Here is an 18737-nt window from a genome sequence, read left to right on the forward strand (position 1 = left end):
GAATCAACATGAGCGAAAGCTTTGCAGAACTTTTTGAAGAAAGCCTGAAGTCCCTGGACATGCAACCCGGTGCGATCATCACCGGTATCGTGGTCGACATCGACGGTGACTGGGTCACTGTCCACGCCGGCCTGAAGTCCGAGGGCGTCATCCCGGTCGAGCAGTTCTATAACGAACAGGGCGAGCTGACCATCAAGGTAGGTGACGAAGTTCACGTCGCGCTGGACGCGGTGGAAGACGGCTTCGGTGAAACCAAGCTGTCCCGCGAAAAAGCCAAGCGCGCCGAGTGCTGGATCGTTCTGGAAGCTGCGTTCGCTGCTGAAGAAGTGGTCAAGGGCGTCATCAACGGCAAGGTGAAGGGCGGCTTTACCGTCGACGTCAACGGCATCCGCGCGTTCCTGCCGGGCTCCCTGGTCGACGTGCGTCCGGTGCGTGATACCACTCACCTGGAAGGCAAGGAACTGGAATTCAAGGTCATCAAGCTGGACCAGAAGCGCAACAACGTTGTCGTTTCCCGTCGCAGCGTCCTGGAAGCCGAGAACAGCGCCGAGCGTGAAGCTCTGCTGGAATCGCTGCAGGAAGGCCAGCAGGTCAAGGGTATCGTCAAGAACCTCACCGACTACGGCGCGTTCGTCGACCTGGGCGGCGTGGACGGCCTGCTGCACATCACCGACATGGCCTGGAAGCGCATCAAGCATCCGTCGGAAATCGTCAACGTTGGTGACGAGATCGACGTCAAGGTCCTGAAGTTCGACCGCGAGCGCAACCGCGTTTCCCTGGGTCTGAAGCAGCTGGGCGAAGATCCGTGGGTCGCCATCAAGGCGCGCTACCCGGAAGGCACCCGTGTTCAGGCTCGCGTCACCAACCTGACCGACTACGGCTGCTTCGCCGAGCTGGAAGAAGGCGTCGAGGGTCTGGTGCACGTGTCCGAAATGGACTGGACCAACAAGAACATCCACCCGTCCAAGGTCGTTCAGGTCGGCGACGAAGTGGAAGTCATGGTTCTGGACATCGACGAAGAGCGTCGTCGTATCTCCCTGGGTATCAAGCAGTGCAAGTCCAACCCGTGGGAAGACTTCTCCAGCCAGTTCAACAAGGGCGACCGCATCTCCGGCACCATCAAGTCGATCACCGATTTCGGTATCTTCATTGGCCTGGACGGCGGCATCGACGGTCTGGTTCACCTGTCCGACATCTCCTGGAACGAGCCGGGTGAAGAAGCTGTTCGCCGCTTCAAGAAGGGCGACGAGCTGGAAACCGTCATCCTGTCCGTCGATCCGGAGCGTGAGCGCATCTCCCTGGGTATCAAGCAACTGGAAGACGATCCGTTCTCCAGCTACGCCGCCACCCACGAGAAGGGCAGCATCGTTCGCGGTACCGTGAAGGAAGTTGACGCCAAGGGTGCTGTCATCGACCTGGGCAACGACATCGAAGCGACCCTGAAGGCGTCCGAAATCAGCCGTGACCGCGTCGAAGACGCCCGTAACGTGCTGAAGGAAGGCGACGAAGTCGAAGCCAAGATCATCAGCATCGACCGCAAGTCCCGCGTCATCAGCCTGTCCATCAAGTCCAAGGACGTCGAGGACGAGAAGGACGCGATGAAGGAACTGCGTACCAAGCAGGAATCCGAGTCCACTGGTCCGACCACCATTGGTGATCTGATCCGTGCTCAGATGGAAAACCAGAACTAAGTTCTGCTTTCCTGCTGGAAAAAGGGCGACTTCGGTCGCCCTTTTTTGTTGCCGGCTCGTAGGGTGGCCAACGCAACGCGTTGGCCACCGTGGCGGCCGGAAAGACGCCGACCGCCCTACACGAACACCTCCGCGAAAAACGCCTTCATGTCTGCCCACGAGCGCGCGTCGGCTTCGCGCTGGTAGCCGATATCGAGCGTATCCGTGCGCCGCTGGTCGGCCTGCGGGTTGGTGAAGCCGTGGCGGGCGCCGGGGTGGATCACCAGCCGGCAATCCGCGCCGGCTTCGCGCATTTCGTCCTGGAACGCCTGCAGCTGCTCTGGCGTGGTCATGCTGTCGGCCTCGCCATGTTCGACCAGCACCCGGGCCTTGACGCTGCCCGGCGTGGCCGGCACCGCAGGCGTCAGCCGGCCATGGAAGCTGACCACGCCCGCCAACGGCAGGCCCTGGCGCGCCATGTCCAGCACCAGCTTGCCGCCGAAGCAGTAGCCTATCGCGCCGATCCGGCGCGGGTCGACTTCAGGCTGACGCAGCAGCACATCCAGAGCCGCCTCGAAGCGCTGCCGGGTCAGCTCCACACTGGCCGTGGCGGCCTGCATGAGGGAGCGGGCCTCGCCCGGATCGGTGGTGGTCCTGCCGTTGCCGTACATGTCCAGCGCCAGGGCGGCGTAGCCCAGCGCGGCCAGCTCGCGCGCCCGCCTGCGGATGTAATCGTTGAGCCCCCAGAATTCGGGCGCCACCAGGACACCCGGTCGCGGGCCTTCCTCGGCCTCGTCATAGGCCAGGTAGCCGCACAGCGGCGTGCCGTCGGCGCTCTGGTAGGTGAGTTCGCGGGTTTGGATCTCGGCCTGGGCAAGGCCGCCGGAAGAGGGTGCGCTCATGACGTGTTACTCCGCTGGGGACCTATCAAGGAGGCAGTGAGATCGCCCACAGGTTCCCTGCGTCATTTTGTCCTGCAGGCCGGGAGGAGAAGTGGTAGGCTGCGCGCCGCCCTTGTCCGGGGCGAACCGCGAGCGCTTTACCCGAATGTCTGCCTCCTCCGATTCTGCCGGCTATATCCAGCGCGGCAGTGCCGATTACCGCCGGGCCACCCTGGCGCTGTTCTGTGCCGGTTTTGCCACCTTCGCTCTCCTGTACTGCGTGCAACCCCTGCTTCCGCTGCTGGCGGCGCACTTTCGCGTGTCCGCCGCCAGCAGCAGTCTGGCGCTGTCGCTGACCACCCTGAGCCTGGCCCTCGCCATGCTGGTGGCCGGCGCCCTGGCCGAGAGCTGGGGGCGCAAACCGGTGATGGTGGGCGCCCTGGGCCTGGCCAGTGTGCTGGGCATCGCCTGCGCGCTGGTCGATGACTGGCAGCTGCTGCTGGTATTGCGCACCCTGCTGGGGCTGGCGCTCAGCGGCCTGCCGGCGCTGGCCATGGCCTATGTGGGCGAGGAGTTCGACCCGCCGTCGCTGCCGGCGGCGATGGGGCTGTATATCGGCGGCACCGCGCTCGGCGGGCTGCTCGGTCGCCTGCTCGCCGGTCTGTTCGCCGATCTGGGTGGCTGGGAACTGGCCCTGGGCGGCATTGCCGCGCTTGGCCTGCTGGCGCTGCTGCTGTTCCACTGGCTGCTGCCACCGTCACGTCATTTCCGTGCCCAGCCGCTGTCGCCGCGCACGCTGTTGAACAACTTTCGCCTGCACCTGGCCAACCGCGAACTGCGCATCCTGTTCAGCGTCGCCTTCCTGCTGATGGGCGGCTTCGTCGCGCTGTTCAACTACATCGGCTTCCGCCTGGCAGCGGCCCCCTTCGGGCTGTCCTCGACGGTGATCGGCCTGCTGTTCACCGTCTACCTGGTCGGCATCCTCAGCGCGGGCTGGGGCGGGCGGCTGGTGCCGCGTTTCGGCGCCCCGCGCGTGATGCTCGGCGGCCTCATGATCATGCTACTGGGCGTGGCGCTGTGTGCGCTGCCCTGGCTGCCCGGCGTGGCGCTCGGTCTCGGCCTGGTCACCCTGGGCTTCTTTGCTACCCATGCGGTGGCCAGCGGCCAGGTCGGGCAACGCGCCCGGGGCGCCAAGGCGCAGGCCTCGGCGCTGTACCTGTGTGCTTACTACCTGGGTTCCAGTGTCATCGGCTATTGCGGCGGCTGGGTGTGGAGCCACGCCGGCTGGCTGCCGCTGCTGGTGCTGCTGTCGGGGGTATTCCTGCTGGCCAGCCTGCAGATCCTGCGCCTGGCCCGGAGCTGATCAGTCGACCCGCTCCGTCGGCCGGCTATCCGCAGGCGGGTAGGGCGGGGGGGTGATGCCCATCGACACATAGATGCTGGTGAAGGTGTCCATGCCCATCTGCGCCGGCTTGATCCATTCCACCGGCATGTACAGCAGGCCGCCACCCACCGGAATCGGCGCGGTAGGCACCAGCACTGCGAGGTAGCGCCGCCCATTGATCACGACGGGCTCCGGATTGGGCAGCAGCGCCAGCACCGCCACGCCGTCGCCGCCGAAGAAGCACCACACCGGGCTCATGGCGGCGATATCGGCATTTTCCTTCTGGTCCAGCAGGCCGACGAAGCGATCGGTCAGGCCATACAGCTTGCCCAGCAGCGGGATACGCTCGACCGTCAGCTTGAGCAGTTTCGACAGCGGCCCCTTGAGTCCCAGCTGTACGGCCAGGCCCAGCGGGTAGATGGCAACGATCAGGATCAGCGTGCCCAGCAGGTAGGCCAGCCCCGGACTCTCCACGAACGGATAGCCGAGTGCCGCGAACAGCTGGCCGACCGTGGTGGAGGGCCCGGCGAAGCGGTTGAGCAGGCTGACGATCCAGGTGACCAGCGCGAGGGTCAGGGTCAGCGGCAGAAGGGCCAGCAGACCGGCCAGCCAGGTGGTGACGATGGACTTGAAGCCGCGGGACAGGAGCATGGCGAATCCGGACAGGGAAGGCGAAGGGCCTACATTCTGGCCGTTCCGCTAGCCGCTGCAAGCGGGGTTCTGTCTCATTTTTCTACCGGCTCGCGATAGGCGCCGGGTGTCAGGTGCGTCCACTTGCGAAACGCCCGGTGAAACGCGGAGGCCTCCGAGAAGCCCAGTTGCTCGGCGATCTCCTGGATGGACAGCTCCGGGTGGCCGAGCAGATAGATGGCGCGGTCGCGGCGCAACTGGTCCTTGATGACCTGGAAGCTGCTGCCCTGCTCGCGCAGGCGCCGACGCAGGGTCTGCGGGCTGCAGTTGAGCTGGCGGGCCAGTTGCTCCAGATCCGGCCACTGGCGGCAGTCGCGCCCCAGCAGGCGCTGGATGCGCACGATCAGCGAGTCATCGCCCGCCGGGCGGCTGAGCAGGTCGGCGGGCGCCTGTTCGAGGAAGCGCTTGAGGGTGCGCTCGTCCTGCAGGAGCGGCTGATCCAGGTGCGCGGCGACGAAACGCAGCCCGGTGAAGTCGGCGGAAAAGTGCCGCACGCCGGGAAACAGCAGGTCGTATTCGACGACGTGCGCCGGCTGCGGATAAGCGAAACGAAGCTCCTCCAGCGCGATGCGCTGTCCGATCAGCCAGCTGGCCAGGCGATGCCAGATCAGCAATAGGCTTTCGCTGAGGAAGTGCTCCGGATCGTGGGTCGGGTCCACATGCAGGCACAGCCAGGCCTGCGCGCCCTCGCGGCGCAGGCTGAATTCGGGGCTGCCGGGAAACAGCCGGTAGAAGCGGATGCCGCGGCGCAGCGCCTTTTCCAGGGTGCCGCAATGGATGATGGAGCAGGCCATCATGGCGAAGGTGCCCGGCAGGCTGGGTTGGGCGGCCAGGCCCAGGTATTCGTCGTCGAGGCGCCGCCAGAGCAGGCGAATCAGTCGAGCGTACTGTGCGGCGGTCACCCGCGCGGCGGTCTCCTCCAGCACGGTCGGCGGCAGGCCGGCATCGGCGAGCAGCGCGGCAATGTCCAGGTCACGCGCCTGGGCCCCGTGTAGGGCGGCTCGGACGAAGTGGCTGGCGATGGTGCGTTCGCGCATGGTGGCTTCCCTGGCTCAGGCGCTCGATGGTAGTCAGCCGGGACGGGCACGGACAAGCGCGTTTACATCAGGCCGGCTGAGCGTTCGGGTCATTGAGCGCGCGACGCGCGCCGGCCTAGGCTTGCGGGACCTTCAAGAAGGAGCCCGCCATGACCGGTCCCCTGGCCTCACTAAAAGTCCTCGATTTCTCCACTTTGTTGCCCGGGCCATTCGCCTCCCTGCTGCTGGCCGACCTCGGCGCCGAGGTGCTGCGCATCGAATCGCCGACCCGGCCCGACCTGCTACGTCTGCTGCCGCCCCGGGTGCAGGGCGCCTCCGCCGCCCATGCCTGGGTCAACCGCAACAAGCGCAGCCTGGCGCTGGATCTCAAGCAGCCGGCGGCGCGGGAGGTGGTCTACGACCTGTTGCGCGACTACGACATCCTCATCGAGCAGTTCCGTCCCGGCGTGATGGAGCGCCTCGGCCTGGGCTATGAGGCCCTGAAGCGCATCAATCCCCGGCTGATCTACGTGTCCATCACCGGCTACGGCCAGACTGGCCCGTATCGTGAGCGTGCCGGACATGACATCAACTACCTGGCGGTCAGCGGCCTGGCTGCCGGCACGGGCCGGCGCGACAGTGGTCCGGTGCCGCCGGGCGTGCAGATCGCCGACCTGGCCGGCGGCTCGCTGCACGGCGTGGTGGGTCTGCTGGCCGCGGTGATCCAGCGCCAGTTCAGCGAGGAAGGCCAGCAGGTGGATGTCAGCATGACCGATTGCGCCTTCAGCCTGCATGCCCTGGGTGGCGCCGCCGCGCTGGCCGGCGGCGCGGAGCCGGGACTGGAGAACCAGCCGCTCAACGGCGGCGGCTTCTACGACTACTACCGCACCCGCGATGACCGCTGGCTGGCGGTGGGCTGCCTGGAGCCACAGTTCCTGCAGGCGTTCTGCCAGGCGCTGGGGCGTCCGGAGCTGGCGGCGCGCGGCCTGTCGCAGCGGGCGGAGGATCAGCTGGTCCTCAAGGAGGCGTTCGCCCGCGAGATCGAGCGGCACAGCCTGGCCGACTGTCAGGCGCTGTTCGCCGACCTGGACGCCTGCGTGGAGCCGGTGCTGTCGTTTTCCGAAGCCCTGCAGCACCCGCAGATCGCGGCGCGCGGCCTGGTCACCGAGGTCCCTGGCCCATCCGGCCCGCTGCGACAGCTGGCCTGTCCGCTGAAGTTCTCCGCCGGCCTGCCGCCACCGCGACACAGTGGCGCAGCGCCGGGCGAGCATGGCGAACAGGTGCTGCGCGAGCTGGGCTATGACGAGGCGCGGATTCAGGATTTGCGGGCCTGCGGGGCAATGGGTGGAGCGCGAACGTAGGGGGGGGGGAGCGTGTTTCTGGCCGCCAGGGGCATGACGAAGCGGCTAGCGACGAATGGACAGGACGATGGCTAATTGATAGCTTTGCGCCGCCCTGCCTCCGGCATCGGGCCCCTTCTCTTAGCCGTCTTACCGCAAGGATGTCTGCATGAAAAAGCAACTGCTGCTGCTTTCCCTGTCCTCCGTTCTGCTGGCAGGCTGTGCCCCGGCCAACATCACCTCGGCCAAATGGGATACCAACAACGGTGCGAACGTGACCACCCGCTGCGAGCAGGTGGATATGCGCTCCAAGAAGGAGATGGACAAGACTTTCGCCAAGTACGATGGCTGGAAGCTGGTCTACGTCTCCGAGTACACCACTGCCAATCGCTTCGGCACCGATGGTGTGGCCTGCTTCGAAAAGGCGCGCTGATCGCGACAGCGATTGGCGTTCCACACGACACCGGCCTCGAGCCGGTGTTTTTTTGGGCGCTTCTAATGAGTGCTGCCCAGGCGAGTCCAAGCTGTGGGAGCGAATTCATTCGCGAGCTTTGTGCCGCTGCACGAAAAGCGCGCGGACAGGTCCGCCCCCGCGACCGGGCTCAATCCAGCAGCGACAGGTTCACCGGGTCCTGGTGATTGTCTTCCACGCGCACGCTCAGGCGACCATCGCCCAAGCGGGCTTCCAGGCGCTGACCAACGTGGGTCTGGCGGGCGTCGCGGATGGCGTGGCCCTGTTCATCCAGCAGGATGCTGTAGCCCCGGCCCAGAGTGGCCAGCGGGCTGACCACCTGCAGCGTCTGCGCCAGCGCGGCGAGTTGCAGGCGGCGTTGGCGCAGGCCGGCCAGGGTGGCGCGCGGCAGGCGTTCGGCGAGGCTGTCCAGGCGCTGGCGCAGCAGGGCCAACTGACGCCCGGGATGGCGGCTGGCCAGGCGATGTTCCAGGCGCAGCAGGCGTTCCCGTGACTGTCCCAGACGGCGCTGCAGTGCCTGATGCAAGCGCCGCTCCAGATCGTCCACACGCAGCGCCAGCTGTTGCACCCGCTCGCCCGGATGGCGCAGGCGGCGCAGCAGGCCTTCCAGGCGCAGCTGTTCGCGGTGCAGGTGCTGGCGCATGCACAGCTGCAGGCGGCGCTCCAGCACCGCCAGGCGCTGCTGCAGGTCGGCGCTGTGCGGCGCCAGCAGTTCGGCGGCGGCCGAAGGCGTGGGCGCACGCACGTCGGCGACGAAATCGCAGATCGACACATCCGTTTCGTGGCCCACGGCACTGACCGTCGGGGTGACACAGGCCGCCAGGGCGCGTGCTACCGCCTCCTCGTTGAAGCACCAGAGGTCCTCCAGCGAACCGCCGCCGCGCGCCAGAATCAGCGCATCGAAGCCCTGGCGGTCGGCCAGTTGCAGGGCGCGCACGATCTGCGCGGTGGCCTCGCGGCCCTGCACAGCGGTGGGCACCAGCGTCAGCTCCACCTGCGGCGCGCGGCGGCGGAACACCGAGATGATGTCGCGGATCACCGCGCCGGTCGGTGAGCTGACGATGCCGATGCGGCGCGGATGGCTGGGCAGCGGGCGCTTGCGCTCGGCGGCGAACAGCCCCTCGTCGCTCAGCTTGCCCTTCAGTGCCTCGAAGGCCAGGCGCAGCGCACCGTCGCCGGCCGGCTCGACGCTGTCCAGGATCAGTTGGTAATCGCCGCGCCCCTCGAACAGCGAGACCTTGCCGCGCACCCGCACTGCCAGTCCGTCGCGCAGCGCCTGGCGCACGCGCAGGGCGTTCTGGCGGAACAGGGCGCAGCGCACCTGGGCCTGGCCGTCCTTGAGGGTGAAATACACGTGGCCGGAGGCCGGCCGGGCCAGGTTGGAGATCTCGCCCTCGACCCACACCTGGGCGAAGACATCCTCCAGCAGCAGGCGGGCACGGTTGTTGAGCTGGCTGACGCTCAGCACCTCGCGGTCGAGGTGGAGGCGTTCGAAGGGGTCGTTGCGCATGGCGGCGATGATACGCGAATCACTCGTGCCCGGCGCCGTGGTTGCGCTGGTAGGTCTGTTCGCCCATGGCGGCGATCTGGCCGTCGATCAGCGCCTCGAAGGGCCGTAGCAGCGCGTCGAAGCGCCGCTCCGGCTCCAGCCGGGCAAGGGTTTCCACGATGGCTTCCAGGGTGGACAGCGCCCCCGGCTGCGGCGCCTTGCGCAGGCGGTAGCGGGAGGTCAGTCCCTCCGGCAGGCACAGGCGCGGCAGGCTTTCCAGCACGGGGTTGAGGTACAGCAGCTTGCGCGCCTTGCGCCAGGTGCCGTCCGGGACGATCAGTTGCAGCGGGCGTTCCTCGGCGGATTGCGGCGCGGGCCGTTCGGCCTGTGCGCCGGGAAACAGCAGCAGGCTGCTGTAGGCAGGGTCGGCCAGGCGCTCGGCCAGCGCGTCGCCGAAGGTTTCGCCGACCAGCAGCTCGGCATTCACCAGTCCCAGCGCCGCCAGCCGGGCGGTGTTCAGCGCATGCCCGCTTTCATCCGGATGCTGCAGGATCAGCACCCGGGTACGGCTGTCCAGGCGCGGGATCAGCGCGCACAGGCAGTGACTCAACGGGCGACGGCAGCGGGAGCAGGTGGGGCGGGGCATGCGTTATCCATGGCCAAGTGAACGGGGAGTGAAAAACTCGCGGACAAGTCCGTCCACAAGAAGCGCGCCCCCTGGGTTCACTGCAGACTCTGCTGCCGGTCGCGCCGGTAGGGGAACACGTCGATCACCTTGCCCTCGCGGATGGCGTCCTGCAGGCTCTTCCAGTAGTCGGCATCGAACAGGTCGCCGTGCAGCTGGCTGAACAGGCGGCGCTGCTTGATGTCGCCGAACAGGAAGCGCGGGAATTCCTCGGGGAACACGTCGTTGGGGCCGACCGAGTACCAGGGCTCGGCGGACATCTCGTCCTCGGGGAAGCGAGGCGGCGGGATGTGCCGGAAGTTCACCTCGGTGAGGTAGCAGATCTCGTCGTAGTCGTAGAACACCACGCGGCCGTGGCGGGTGACGCCGAAGTTCTTCAGCAGCATGTCGCCGGGGAAGATGTTGGCCGCCGCCAGCTGCTTGATGGCCTGGCCGTAATCCTCCAGCACTTCGCGTTGCTGGGCCTCGCTGGCGCCTTCCAGGTACAGGTTCAGCGGGGTCATGCGCCGCTCGGTCCAGCAGTGGCGCACCAGCACGGTGTCGCCCTGCAGCTCCACGGTGGAAGGGGCCACCTCCAGCAGTTCGGCGAGGCACTCGGGGTCGAACTTGTCCACCGGGAAGCGGAAGTCGGCGAACTCCTGGGTATCGGCCATGCGGCCGACCCGGTCGACGCGCTTCACCAGCCGGTACTTCTCGATGACCGTGGCGTGGTCCACGTTCTTGGACGGCGAGAAGCGGTCCTTGATGATCTTGAACACGGTGTTGAAGCCCGGCAGCGTGAACACGCTCATCACCATGCCGCGCACCCCGGGTGCCATCACGAAGCGGTCGTCGGTGTTGATCAGGTGGTGAATCAGCGCGCGGAAGAACTCCGACTTGCCCTGCTTGTAGAAGCCGATGGAGGTGTACAGCTCGGCGATGTGCTTGCCGGGCAGGATGCGCTTGAGGAAGGCGACGAACTCCGCCGGGTAGGACACATCGACCATGAAGTAGGAGCGGGTGAAGGAGAAGATGATCGACACATCCGCCTCGTCGGTGATCAGCGCGTCGATGCGAATGCCTTCGCCTTCCTTGTGCACGAAGGGAATCGCCAGCGGCCATTGCTCGTCGGGGGTGTAGATGCGCCCGACCAGGTAGGCGCCCTTGTTGCGGTACAGCGGCGAGCAGAACAGCTCGATGGTCAGCGCCGGGTCCCTGCACACCCAGTCCGGCAGGTTGGCCTGCAGGGTGGCTTCCAGGCGGGCGAGGTCGCCTTCCAGGTCGATCCAGGGCACATCGAAGCGGTAGTCGTCGAAGATCGCCCGCAGCAATTCGGTGAGGTCGCCATTCGGCCGGTAGCTGCGCGTCTGCGCCGCGCGCCGGTGCGGGTGCAGCGCCGGGCGGGTGGTGTGGATGAACATGGTGCCGTCGCTGATGCAGTCATGGCTGAACAGGTGGCAGAAGATCGAGTTGAACCAGGTTTCCGCCAGCTCGTCGTCGCTGCGCGGGTTGATCTGCTCGATGTAGGCGCTCTTCACCAGCGGCCAGAGCTGCACGTCCAGCAACTGCTCAGCGGGAAACTCCCGGCGCAGCCGCTCGGTGGTTTCCTGGGCCTTGTCCTCGTAGAGGGCGATGCGCTCCGCCGAGGCCTGCTGGATCTCCTGCCACTGCGCCTGCTCGAAGCGCTTGCGCGCGCCGTCGGTGATCAGCCGGAACTGCTCGCGGTAATCGTCGAAGCCCTTGAGGATGGAACGGGCGATATCGGCCGGCCATTGCTGCGCCATGTTGGGGTCCCTGCTGGCTATGGAATGGCGAGCTTATGTCAGTCGGCCGGTGGCGGGAAGCCGGAGACCGCCGGCGCGGGCGGCCTGGCGGGTGTGCGGCGGGCCGTCGACTGCCCGAATAACAGCAGGCGCGCCCATGGCAGCCGCGCGCAGCCCTGGTAGGCGAGAATCGGCCCCAGCAACCCGGCCGCCAGTCCGCACAGGAACCCCAGGTAGTCGTGGCGCAGCTCCAGGCGCTCCAGGGCCAGGCGCATCCCGGCAGTGAAGAACACATGCAGCAGGTAGATGGCATAGGAATACACACCCAGCCGCGCAAGCAGGCGCAAGCGCACATTCGATGCGGCGGCCAGCAGGAGCAGCAGGGCGCTGAAGCCCAGGGACAGGCGGCTGAGCGTGCCGGTGTCGCTCAGCACGGGCGTCAGCCCGCCATAGCCGAGACAGAGCAGGGCGAGCATCGGTACCGCGATCCGCGAGTGGGTCCGGATGGCGGCTTCCAGCATCCGGAAATACAGCACGCCAAGGACGAAGTAGGGGAACAGGTAGAACGCCTGGCGCAGCGAGAACAGCACCGGCAGCTGTTCGCGGTGCGGGTAGATCACGCCAAGAGCCAGCAGCAACAGCAGCAGGCCGGCGTGCCTGCGGGTCAGGCCGCTGTGCTCCAGCAGGGCGAACAGGGCGAAGATCACCAGCAGCGCCTGCAGGTACCAGTAATGGGCGAACGGGTACAGGTGGAGCTTCCAGAATTCGTCCAGGACCAGTTGGGTGCTGGTGCCCGGCGTCAGGTACTGCAGTGTGGCGAACAGTGTGCCCACGCAGAGCAAGGGCAGGCCCAGGCGTCGCAGCTTGCCGGCCAGGAAACGGCCAGGCCCGCCGGATAACGGCCGGTAGCCGTACACATAGCCGGAGATGAAGGTGAACAGCGGCATGCGCAGGTGGCTCAGCGCCTCGTTGAAGCGATGCAGCTCGTGATCACCCGGTAGCCTGAGGCCGTTGGCCAGGGCTTCGGAACCCACCACGTGATAGGCGACCAGCAGCACGCAAGCCAGCCCACGCAGGGTCTCCATGGAGAGGTTCTGCCGCGCGGCATCCATGAACAGGTTTCCCAGGGGCGGTTCGGCAACATCCTTCCCGGTTTCCAGTATCCCTGAGTAGTCTGTGGCCGCTTCGCTCCGGCAAAGTTCAATGGCTGGCGCGGGGCGGCCGCCACGGTTGTGGAAGCGGATTCAGCCGCGAGCCTTTCGTGCTGGCCTGCACCCGATCGCGAATGAATTCGCTCCCACGGATCGTCCTTACTGCACCAGTTCCTGCTCGCTGAACAGGCCGTCGAACAGCATGGTGGACAGGTAGCGCTCGCCGGAGTCCGGCAGGATCACCACGATGTTCTTGCCCTGCATATCCGGGTGCTCGGCCAGGCGTACCGCGGCGGCCATGGCCGCGCCGCCGGAAATGCCGCATAGCACGCCTTCCTCGCGCATCAGGCGCAGGGCCATCGCCTTGGCCTCGTCATCGGTGATCTGTTCGACGCGGTCGACCAGCGACAGATCGAGGTTCTTCGGCACGAAACCGGCGCCGATGCCCTGGATCTTGTGCGGGCTGGGCTTGAGTTCCTGGCCGGCCATGGCCTGGCTGATGACCGGCGAGCTGACCGGCTCCACCGCCACCGAGAGGATCTGCTTGCCCTGGGTCTTCTTGATGTAGCGCGAGATGCCGGTGATGGTGCCGCCGGTGCCTACGCCGGCGACCAGCACGTCGATGGCGCCGTCGGTATCGTTCCAGATCTCCGGGCCGGTGGTCTTCTCGTGGATCGCCGGGTTGGCCGGATTCTCGAACTGCTGGGGCATGTAGTACTTCGCCGGGTCGCTGGCGACGATCTCGCTGGCTTTCTCGATGGCGCCCTTCATGCCCTTGGCTGGCTCGGTGAGCACCAGCTCGGCGCCCAGCGCCTTGACCACCTTGCGGCGTTCCAGGCTCATGGAGGCCGGCATGGTGAGAATCAGCTTGTAGCCGCGAGCGGCGGCGACGAAGGCCAGGCCGATCCCGGTGTTGCCGGAGGTCGGCTCCACCAGGGTCATGCCGGGCTTGAGCACGCCGCGCTCCTCGGCGTCCCACACCATGCTGGCGCCGATCCGGCACTTCACCGAATAGCCGGGGTTGCGGCCCTCGGTCTTGACCATCAGGGTCACGCCCTTGGGGCCGAGGCGATTGATCATGACCAGCGGGGTGTTGCCGATGGCCAGGGAATTGTCTGCGAAGATGCGGCTCATGTTCATTCCGTCGGTGGCTGGTTGACGAGGTCTGTCAGCCTATGCCTGTCGTGTCGGTCAGTCCAGCCGAACCGGGCCGGACAAGGCCGGTCAACTGCACGACAACGCCGCCGGGGAGAGTCGCCGATGAACCGACGTCAGGCCCTGCCAGTGTGGATCCTGCTGATCATTGCGCTGTTGCTATTGTTGCTGCATCTGGCGCTGCCTCAACTGGTCCGCAACTACCTGAACGACACCCTCGCCGACATGGGCGACTACCGGGGGCAGATCGCCGATGTCGACCTGGCCTGGTGGCGCGGCGCCTACCAGATCGAGGGGCTGCTGATCGAAAAAAAGAAAGGGGGCGTGCCGGTGCCGCTGCTCGATGCGCCGCTGATCGACCTTTCCGTCAGCTGGCGCGCCTTGTGGCAGGATCGGGCGGTGGTGGCCGAGGTGGCGTTCGTCGATCCGCAGCTGAACTTCGTGGATGCCCGTGAACCCGGGCAGGAGCAGACGGGGGAGGGCGTGGACTGGCGGGACCGCCTGGATGCGCTGCTGCCCATCACCCTCAACGAGGTGCATATCCGCAACGGCCAGGTCTCGTTTCGCAACTTCACTTCCGATCCGCAGGTGAACATCCATGCTGACCAGGTGGTGGGTACCTTCTACAACCTGACCAACAGCACCGATGCCGAGGGGCGCCGCGTGGCGGAGTTCGTCGGCGAGGCGCGTTTCCTGGAAGTCGCGCCCATGGAAGCCAATGCGCGCTTCGACCCCTTTACCGACTGGGAGGATTTCGAACTGCGCCTGCGGGTCACCGGCGTGCCGCTGGTCAAGCTCAACGACTTCAGCCGCGCCTACGGCCGTTTCGATTTCGCCGACGGCACCGGTGACCTGGTGATGGAAGTGGAAGCCGAAAACAGCCAGCTCGGCGGCTACATCAAGCCGCTGTTGCGCAACGTCGAGGTGTTCGACTGGGAACAGGATATCCAGGCCGAGGACAAGGGTTTCCTGCGCGGGCTGTGGGAAGCCATCGTCGGCGGCGGCCAGACGCTGCTGAAGAACCAGCGCAAGGATCAGTTCGCCACCCGGGTCGAGCTGTCCGGGACCATTCGCGATCAGGATGTCAGTCCCTTCCAGGCGTTCCTTGCCGTCCTGCGCAACGCCTTCATCGAGGCCTTCAGCGCGCGCTTCGAGCGCTCGCTGGAAGAGGGTGAGTAGCCCGTCGGCCTGCCTTCGACCGGAACGTGACCGAAACCTGGTGTCGCGTTCACAGAATCCCGGGTGCGGGGTATAGTCGCAGCCTGTTTCGCCGCGACGGGCGGCCCCACCGAGGAATTCTTCCCGATGAAGTTCGAAGGTACCCCTTCCTACGTCGCCACCGACGATCTCAAGCTGGCGGTCAATGCCTCCATCACCCTGCAGCGCCCGCTGCTGGTAAAGGGCGAGCCGGGCACCGGCAAGACTATGCTCGCCGAACAGCTGGCTGCGGCCTTCGGCGCCCGGCTGATCACCTGGCACATCAAGTCCACCACCAAGGCGCACCAGGGCCTGTATGAGTACGACGCGGTGAGCCGCCTGCGCGACTCCCAGCTGGGCGTGGAGAAGGTCCACGATGTGCGCAACTACATCAAGAAGGGCAAGCTCTGGGAGGCCTTCGAGGCCGAGGAGCGCGTCATCCTGCTGATCGACGAGATCGACAAGGCGGACATCGAGTTCCCCAACGACCTGCTGCAGGAACTCGACAAGATGGAGTTCTACGTCTACGAGACCAACGAAACCATCAAGGCCCGGCAGCGCCCGATCATCATCATCACCTCCAACAACGAGAAGGAGCTGCCCGACGCCTTCCTGCGCCGCTGCTTCTTCCACTACATCGCCTTCCCCGATCGCGAGACCCTGCAGAAGATCGTCGACGTGCACTACCCGGGCATCAGCAACGCGCTGGTGGCCGAGGCGCTGGACGTGTTCTTCGACGTGCGCAAGGTGCCGGGCCTGAAGAAGAAACCTTCCACCAGCGAACTGGTCGACTGGCTGAAACTGCTGATGGCCGACAACATCGGTGAAGCCGTGCTGCGTGAGCGCGATCCCACCAAGGCCATCCCGCCGCTGGCCGGCGCCCTGGTGAAGAACGAGCAGGACGTGATGCTGCTCGAACGCCTGGCGTTCATGAGCCGCCGCGCTTCCCGGTAAGCGAAAGACGGGCGTAGGGCGGGTTAGCGAAGCGTAACCGCCAGGCTGGCCAAGGCGATAACGCGGCACGAGACGGTGGGTTACGCCGCCGCGCGGCTAACCCACCCTACGACGGCAACATGGGAGAGGGGACACAGCGATGCATAACGGCAGCTGCCTGTGCGGGGCGGTGAAATACCGCATCGACACGCCCATCGAGGAAGTCACCCATTGCCATTGCAGCATGTGCCGCAAGGCCCACGGCGCGGCCTTCGCCTCCTATGCCGGCGTGTCGCCCGAGGCGTTCCACTTCACCGCCGGGGAAGCCCTGGTCGCCCGTTACCCGTCTTCGCCCGGCATCACGCGGACCTTCTGCAGTCGCTGCGGCGCCACCCTGCAGTTCATCGACGACCGCGCCGGGGAAATCGGCGTGGCCGCCGGCACGCTGGATTCGCCGCTGGGCGAGGTGCCCCAGGCGCACATCTACGTGGATTCCAAGGCCGACTGGTACCGCATCCAGGACGATCTGCCCCAGCACAGCGGCGACCTGTGAGTCGCCCATCGAGGTAAGCAATGCTGCTTGGTTTGTTCAATGAAATGCGCGCGGCCAAGGTGCCGGTGTCGGTGCGCGAGCTGCTCGACCTGATCAATGCGCTCAAGCACAACGTAGTTTTCGCCGACATGGACGAGTTCTACTACCTGTCGCGGGCGATCCTGGTGAAGGACGAGCGCCACTTCGACAAGTTCGACCGGGCCTTCGGCGCCTATTTCAAGGGGCTGGAGGATCTGGACCGGCACATCGAGGCGCTGATCCCGGAGGAATGGCTGCGCAAGGAGTTCGAGCGCCACCTGAGCGAGGAAGAGCGGGCGATGATCCAGTCCCTCGGCGGGCTGGACACGCTGATCGAGGAATTCAAGAAACGCCTGGAAGAACAGAAGGAAAAGCACGCCGGCGGCAACAAGTGGATCGGCACCGGCGGCACCAGCCCGTTCGGCTCCGGCGGCTACAACCCGGAAGGCATCCGCGTCGGCGACGCCGGCAAGCGTCAGGGCCGCGCGGTCAAGGTCTGGGACCAGCGCGAGTACAAGAACCTCGACGACCAGGTGGAGCTGGGCACCCGCAACATCAAGGTCGCCCTGCGCCGCCTGCGCAAGTTCGCCCGCGAGGGCGCGGCCGAAGAGTTCGACATCGACGGCACCATCGACCACACCGCCCGCGACGCCGGTCTGCTCAACATCCAGATGCGCGCGGAGCGGCGCAACACGGTCAAGCTGTTGCTGCTGATGGATATCGGCGGCTCGATGGACGCCCACGTGAAGGTCTGCGAGGAGCTGTTCTCCGCCTGCAAGACCGAGTTCAAGCACCTGGAGTTCTTCTACTTCCACAACTTCATCTACGAGTCGGTGTGGAAGAACAACATGCGCCGCACCACCGAGCGCTTTTCCACCTTCGACCTGCTGCACAAGTACGGCGCGGACTGGAAGATCGTCTTCGTCGGTGACGCCGCCATGGCGCCCTACGAGATCACCCAGGCCGGCGGCAGCGTCGAGCACTGGAACGAGGAAGCCGGCTACGTGTGGATGCGCCGCTTCATGGAGAAGTACAAGAAGCTCATCTGGATCAACCCGTACCCCAAGCACACCTGGGATTACACCGCGTCCACCTCGCTGGTACGCGAGCTGACCAACGATCAGATGTTCCCGCTGACCCTGCAGGGGCTGGAGGAGGGGATGCGCTTCCTGTCCAAGTAGGCAGCGGATGCACCGATGTCGCGTCCGGCGGCCAAGGCGTTGCCTTGACCCGCCTGACATCACTTCACTGCATATTCCCCGGCCGCCTGTTCCAGCCAGGTCTGCAGTTGCTTGCGCGGCACCTTGTCCTGCTTGGCCTGCTCCAGCTTCTGCAGCATGTAGTCCCGTTTCGTCGCGTCATCGCCGGCCATCGACAGCGCCAGGTCGCGATCGGCCCAGCGGCGAATGCGCACCATCAACCACCAGTGGAAATACAGCCCACTGGCCGTGGCGATGAAGATGATGAAGTAGTCCATGGCAATCCGACCCCGGTGCAAAAGCCGCTACCCTAACGGAACTGCCGGTCGTCTGGAAGTGACACCCCGGGCGCGGCCCCGGGGCATGCTTCGGAACACGGTGTTTCGGTCAAAGCGGAGGACTCCATGCGTACATCCCTGATACTGATTGCCAGTGTTTCCCTGAGCGGGCTGGTGCTGGGCGGCTGCGCCTCCAGCCTGACCGGCGATACCTACTCGCGTAGCGAGGCGCGTACCGTGCAGCTGGTGCGCATGGGCACCATCGAGTCCCTGCGGCCGGTGCGCATCGAAGGCACCAAGACACCCATCGGCTCGGGCGCTGGCGCCGTGGTTGGCGGTATCGCCGGCAGCGGCGTGGGCGGCGGCCGCGGCAGTGCCGTGGCGGCGGTCATCGGCGCGGTGGCCGGCGGCATGCTGGGCGCGGCGGCCGAGGAGGGCATCACCCGCACCCAGGGGGTGGAAATCACCGTGCGCGAGGATGACGGCAGCCTGCGCGCCTACGTGCAGGCCATGGAACCCAACCAGACCTTCCGGGTTGGACAGCGGGTACGCATCCTCACTGTGGATGGCACCAGCCGGGTGGCGCCGCTGTAGGATCGGGTCGCGGCCAAAGGGTGGACAAGGGAAGCGCTGTTCACCCTGCGGTTTGCAGGGCAGCGATTATTCAGATCCTGTACCGCGCATGGTCCGGTGGTGTGGTTTGCGGGTACGTGATGCCAGGCCGATCGCCGCGTTGTGGCACGCGACTGTTGGCTAATGGCACCTCTGCTAATTGTCTTTTGTAATAAAAAAAGCATGACGGCAATTCTTTGTTTATTTAAGAATGCTGCCGTTTCGCTCTGCGTGGGCGTCGAAAACATCACCAACCGACTCACGAGGTGCGA

Annotated in this window: 18 protein-coding genes; 9 read left to right on the top strand and 9 right to left on the bottom strand. The window is 66.0% G+C overall.

Annotated features, from left to right (window positions below):
* Positions 1 to 8 precede the first annotated feature (8 nt).
* Positions 9 to 1691, top strand: a complete 1683-nt coding sequence (rpsA, locus tag PT85_RS01265) for a 30S ribosomal protein S1 (RefSeq protein WP_039561958.1) — start codon at positions 9 to 11, stop codon at positions 1689 to 1691.
* A gap of 116 nt (positions 1692 to 1807) precedes the next feature.
* Here rpsA and PT85_RS01270 read toward each other — a convergent pair whose 3' ends face one another.
* On the bottom strand, positions 1808 to 2572 hold the full coding sequence (locus PT85_RS01270; protein ID WP_039605711.1) for a dienelactone hydrolase family protein: 765 nt from the start codon (positions 2570 to 2572) through the stop codon (positions 1808 to 1810).
* Positions 2573 to 2717: 145 nt separating this feature from the next.
* On the opposite strand from PT85_RS01270, the gene PT85_RS01275 reads away from it, so the two are divergent.
* Complete coding sequence (locus tag PT85_RS01275; RefSeq protein ID WP_039561963.1) at positions 2718 to 3914, top strand: MFS transporter; 1197 nt, start codon at positions 2718 to 2720, stop codon at positions 3912 to 3914.
* Here PT85_RS01275 and PT85_RS01280 read toward each other — a convergent pair whose 3' ends face one another.
* Entirely contained in the window at positions 3915 to 4586 is a 672-nt protein-coding gene (locus tag PT85_RS01280; protein WP_039561966.1) for a DUF502 domain-containing protein, read from the bottom strand.
* 74 nt (positions 4587 to 4660) lie between these two features.
* Positions 4661 to 5662: an AraC family transcriptional regulator gene (locus PT85_RS01285; RefSeq protein WP_039605712.1), complete on the bottom strand. Its 1002-nt coding sequence runs from the start codon at positions 5660 to 5662 to the stop codon at positions 4661 to 4663.
* Between the two features lie 149 nt (positions 5663 to 5811).
* Here PT85_RS01285 and PT85_RS01290 point away from each other — a divergent pair, with 149 nt between their 5' ends.
* On the top strand, positions 5812 to 7002 hold the full coding sequence (locus PT85_RS01290; RefSeq protein ID WP_039605713.1) for a CaiB/BaiF CoA transferase family protein: 1191 nt from the start codon (positions 5812 to 5814) through the stop codon (positions 7000 to 7002).
* Positions 7003 to 7150: 148 nt separating this feature from the next.
* Positions 7151 to 7414 carry a hypothetical protein gene (locus PT85_RS01295; protein WP_039561971.1) on the top strand — a complete coding sequence of 88 codons (264 nt, stop codon included), beginning with the start codon at positions 7151 to 7153 and terminating at the stop codon, positions 7412 to 7414.
* A gap of 169 nt (positions 7415 to 7583) precedes the next feature.
* Here the strand turns inward: PT85_RS01295 and xseA are convergent, their stop codons facing one another.
* The 5 genes from xseA to cysK form a co-directional block, all read right to left on the bottom strand.
* Positions 7584 to 8963: an exodeoxyribonuclease VII large subunit gene (xseA, locus tag PT85_RS01300; RefSeq protein WP_039605714.1), complete on the bottom strand. Its 1380-nt coding sequence runs from the start codon at positions 8961 to 8963 to the stop codon at positions 7584 to 7586.
* Positions 8964 to 8982: 19 nt separating this feature from the next.
* Complete coding sequence (locus PT85_RS01305; protein ID WP_039605715.1) at positions 8983 to 9588, bottom strand: tRNA-uridine aminocarboxypropyltransferase; 606 nt, start codon at positions 9586 to 9588, stop codon at positions 8983 to 8985.
* A 77-nt stretch (positions 9589 to 9665) separates the two neighbouring features.
* Positions 9666 to 11390 carry a bifunctional isocitrate dehydrogenase kinase/phosphatase gene (aceK, locus tag PT85_RS01310; RefSeq protein ID WP_039605716.1) on the bottom strand — a complete coding sequence of 575 codons (1725 nt, stop codon included), beginning with the start codon at positions 11388 to 11390 and terminating at the stop codon, positions 9666 to 9668.
* 38 nt (positions 11391 to 11428) lie between these two features.
* Positions 11429 to 12481: an acyltransferase family protein gene (locus tag PT85_RS01315; protein WP_052237577.1), complete on the bottom strand. Its 1053-nt coding sequence runs from the start codon at positions 12479 to 12481 to the stop codon at positions 11429 to 11431.
* Between the two features lie 198 nt (positions 12482 to 12679).
* On the bottom strand, positions 12680 to 13654 hold the full coding sequence (gene cysK, locus PT85_RS01320; RefSeq protein WP_039561977.1) for a cysteine synthase A: 975 nt from the start codon (positions 13652 to 13654) through the stop codon (positions 12680 to 12682).
* A 126-nt stretch (positions 13655 to 13780) separates the two neighbouring features.
* Between cysK and PT85_RS01325 the strand changes: the two genes are divergently transcribed.
* The 4 genes from PT85_RS01325 to PT85_RS01340 all read left to right on the top strand — a co-directional run bounded on the left by PT85_RS01325 (position 13781) and on the right by PT85_RS01340 (position 17557).
* Positions 13781 to 14854: a DUF748 domain-containing protein gene (locus PT85_RS01325; RefSeq protein WP_039605717.1), complete on the top strand. Its 1074-nt coding sequence runs from the start codon at positions 13781 to 13783 to the stop codon at positions 14852 to 14854.
* Between the two features lie 126 nt (positions 14855 to 14980).
* On the top strand, positions 14981 to 15826 hold the full coding sequence (locus PT85_RS01330) for an AAA family ATPase (protein WP_039561980.1): 846 nt from the start codon (positions 14981 to 14983) through the stop codon (positions 15824 to 15826).
* A gap of 139 nt (positions 15827 to 15965) precedes the next feature.
* Positions 15966 to 16358 (top strand): GFA family protein, encoded by a 393-nt coding sequence (locus tag PT85_RS01335; RefSeq protein WP_039605718.1) that lies wholly within the window; start codon positions 15966 to 15968, stop codon positions 16356 to 16358.
* A gap of 20 nt (positions 16359 to 16378) precedes the next feature.
* Positions 16379 to 17557: a vWA domain-containing protein gene (locus PT85_RS01340; RefSeq protein WP_039605719.1), complete on the top strand. Its 1179-nt coding sequence runs from the start codon at positions 16379 to 16381 to the stop codon at positions 17555 to 17557.
* Between the two features lie 59 nt (positions 17558 to 17616).
* Here the strand turns inward: PT85_RS01340 and PT85_RS01345 are convergent, their stop codons facing one another.
* Positions 17617 to 17853, bottom strand: a complete 237-nt coding sequence (locus PT85_RS01345) for a hypothetical protein (protein WP_039561985.1) — start codon at positions 17851 to 17853, stop codon at positions 17617 to 17619.
* Between the two features lie 126 nt (positions 17854 to 17979).
* On the opposite strand from PT85_RS01345, the gene PT85_RS01350 reads away from it, so the two are divergent.
* A complete protein-coding gene (locus PT85_RS01350; RefSeq protein WP_039561986.1) occupies positions 17980 to 18447 on the top strand; it encodes an outer membrane lipoprotein in 468 nt (155 codons plus the stop codon).
* Positions 18448 to 18737 lie beyond the last annotated feature (290 nt).

The sequence above is a fragment of the Pseudomonas flexibilis genome, assembly GCF_000806415.1.
GTDB lineage: Bacteria > Pseudomonadota > Gammaproteobacteria > Pseudomonadales > Pseudomonadaceae > Serpens > Serpens flexibilis.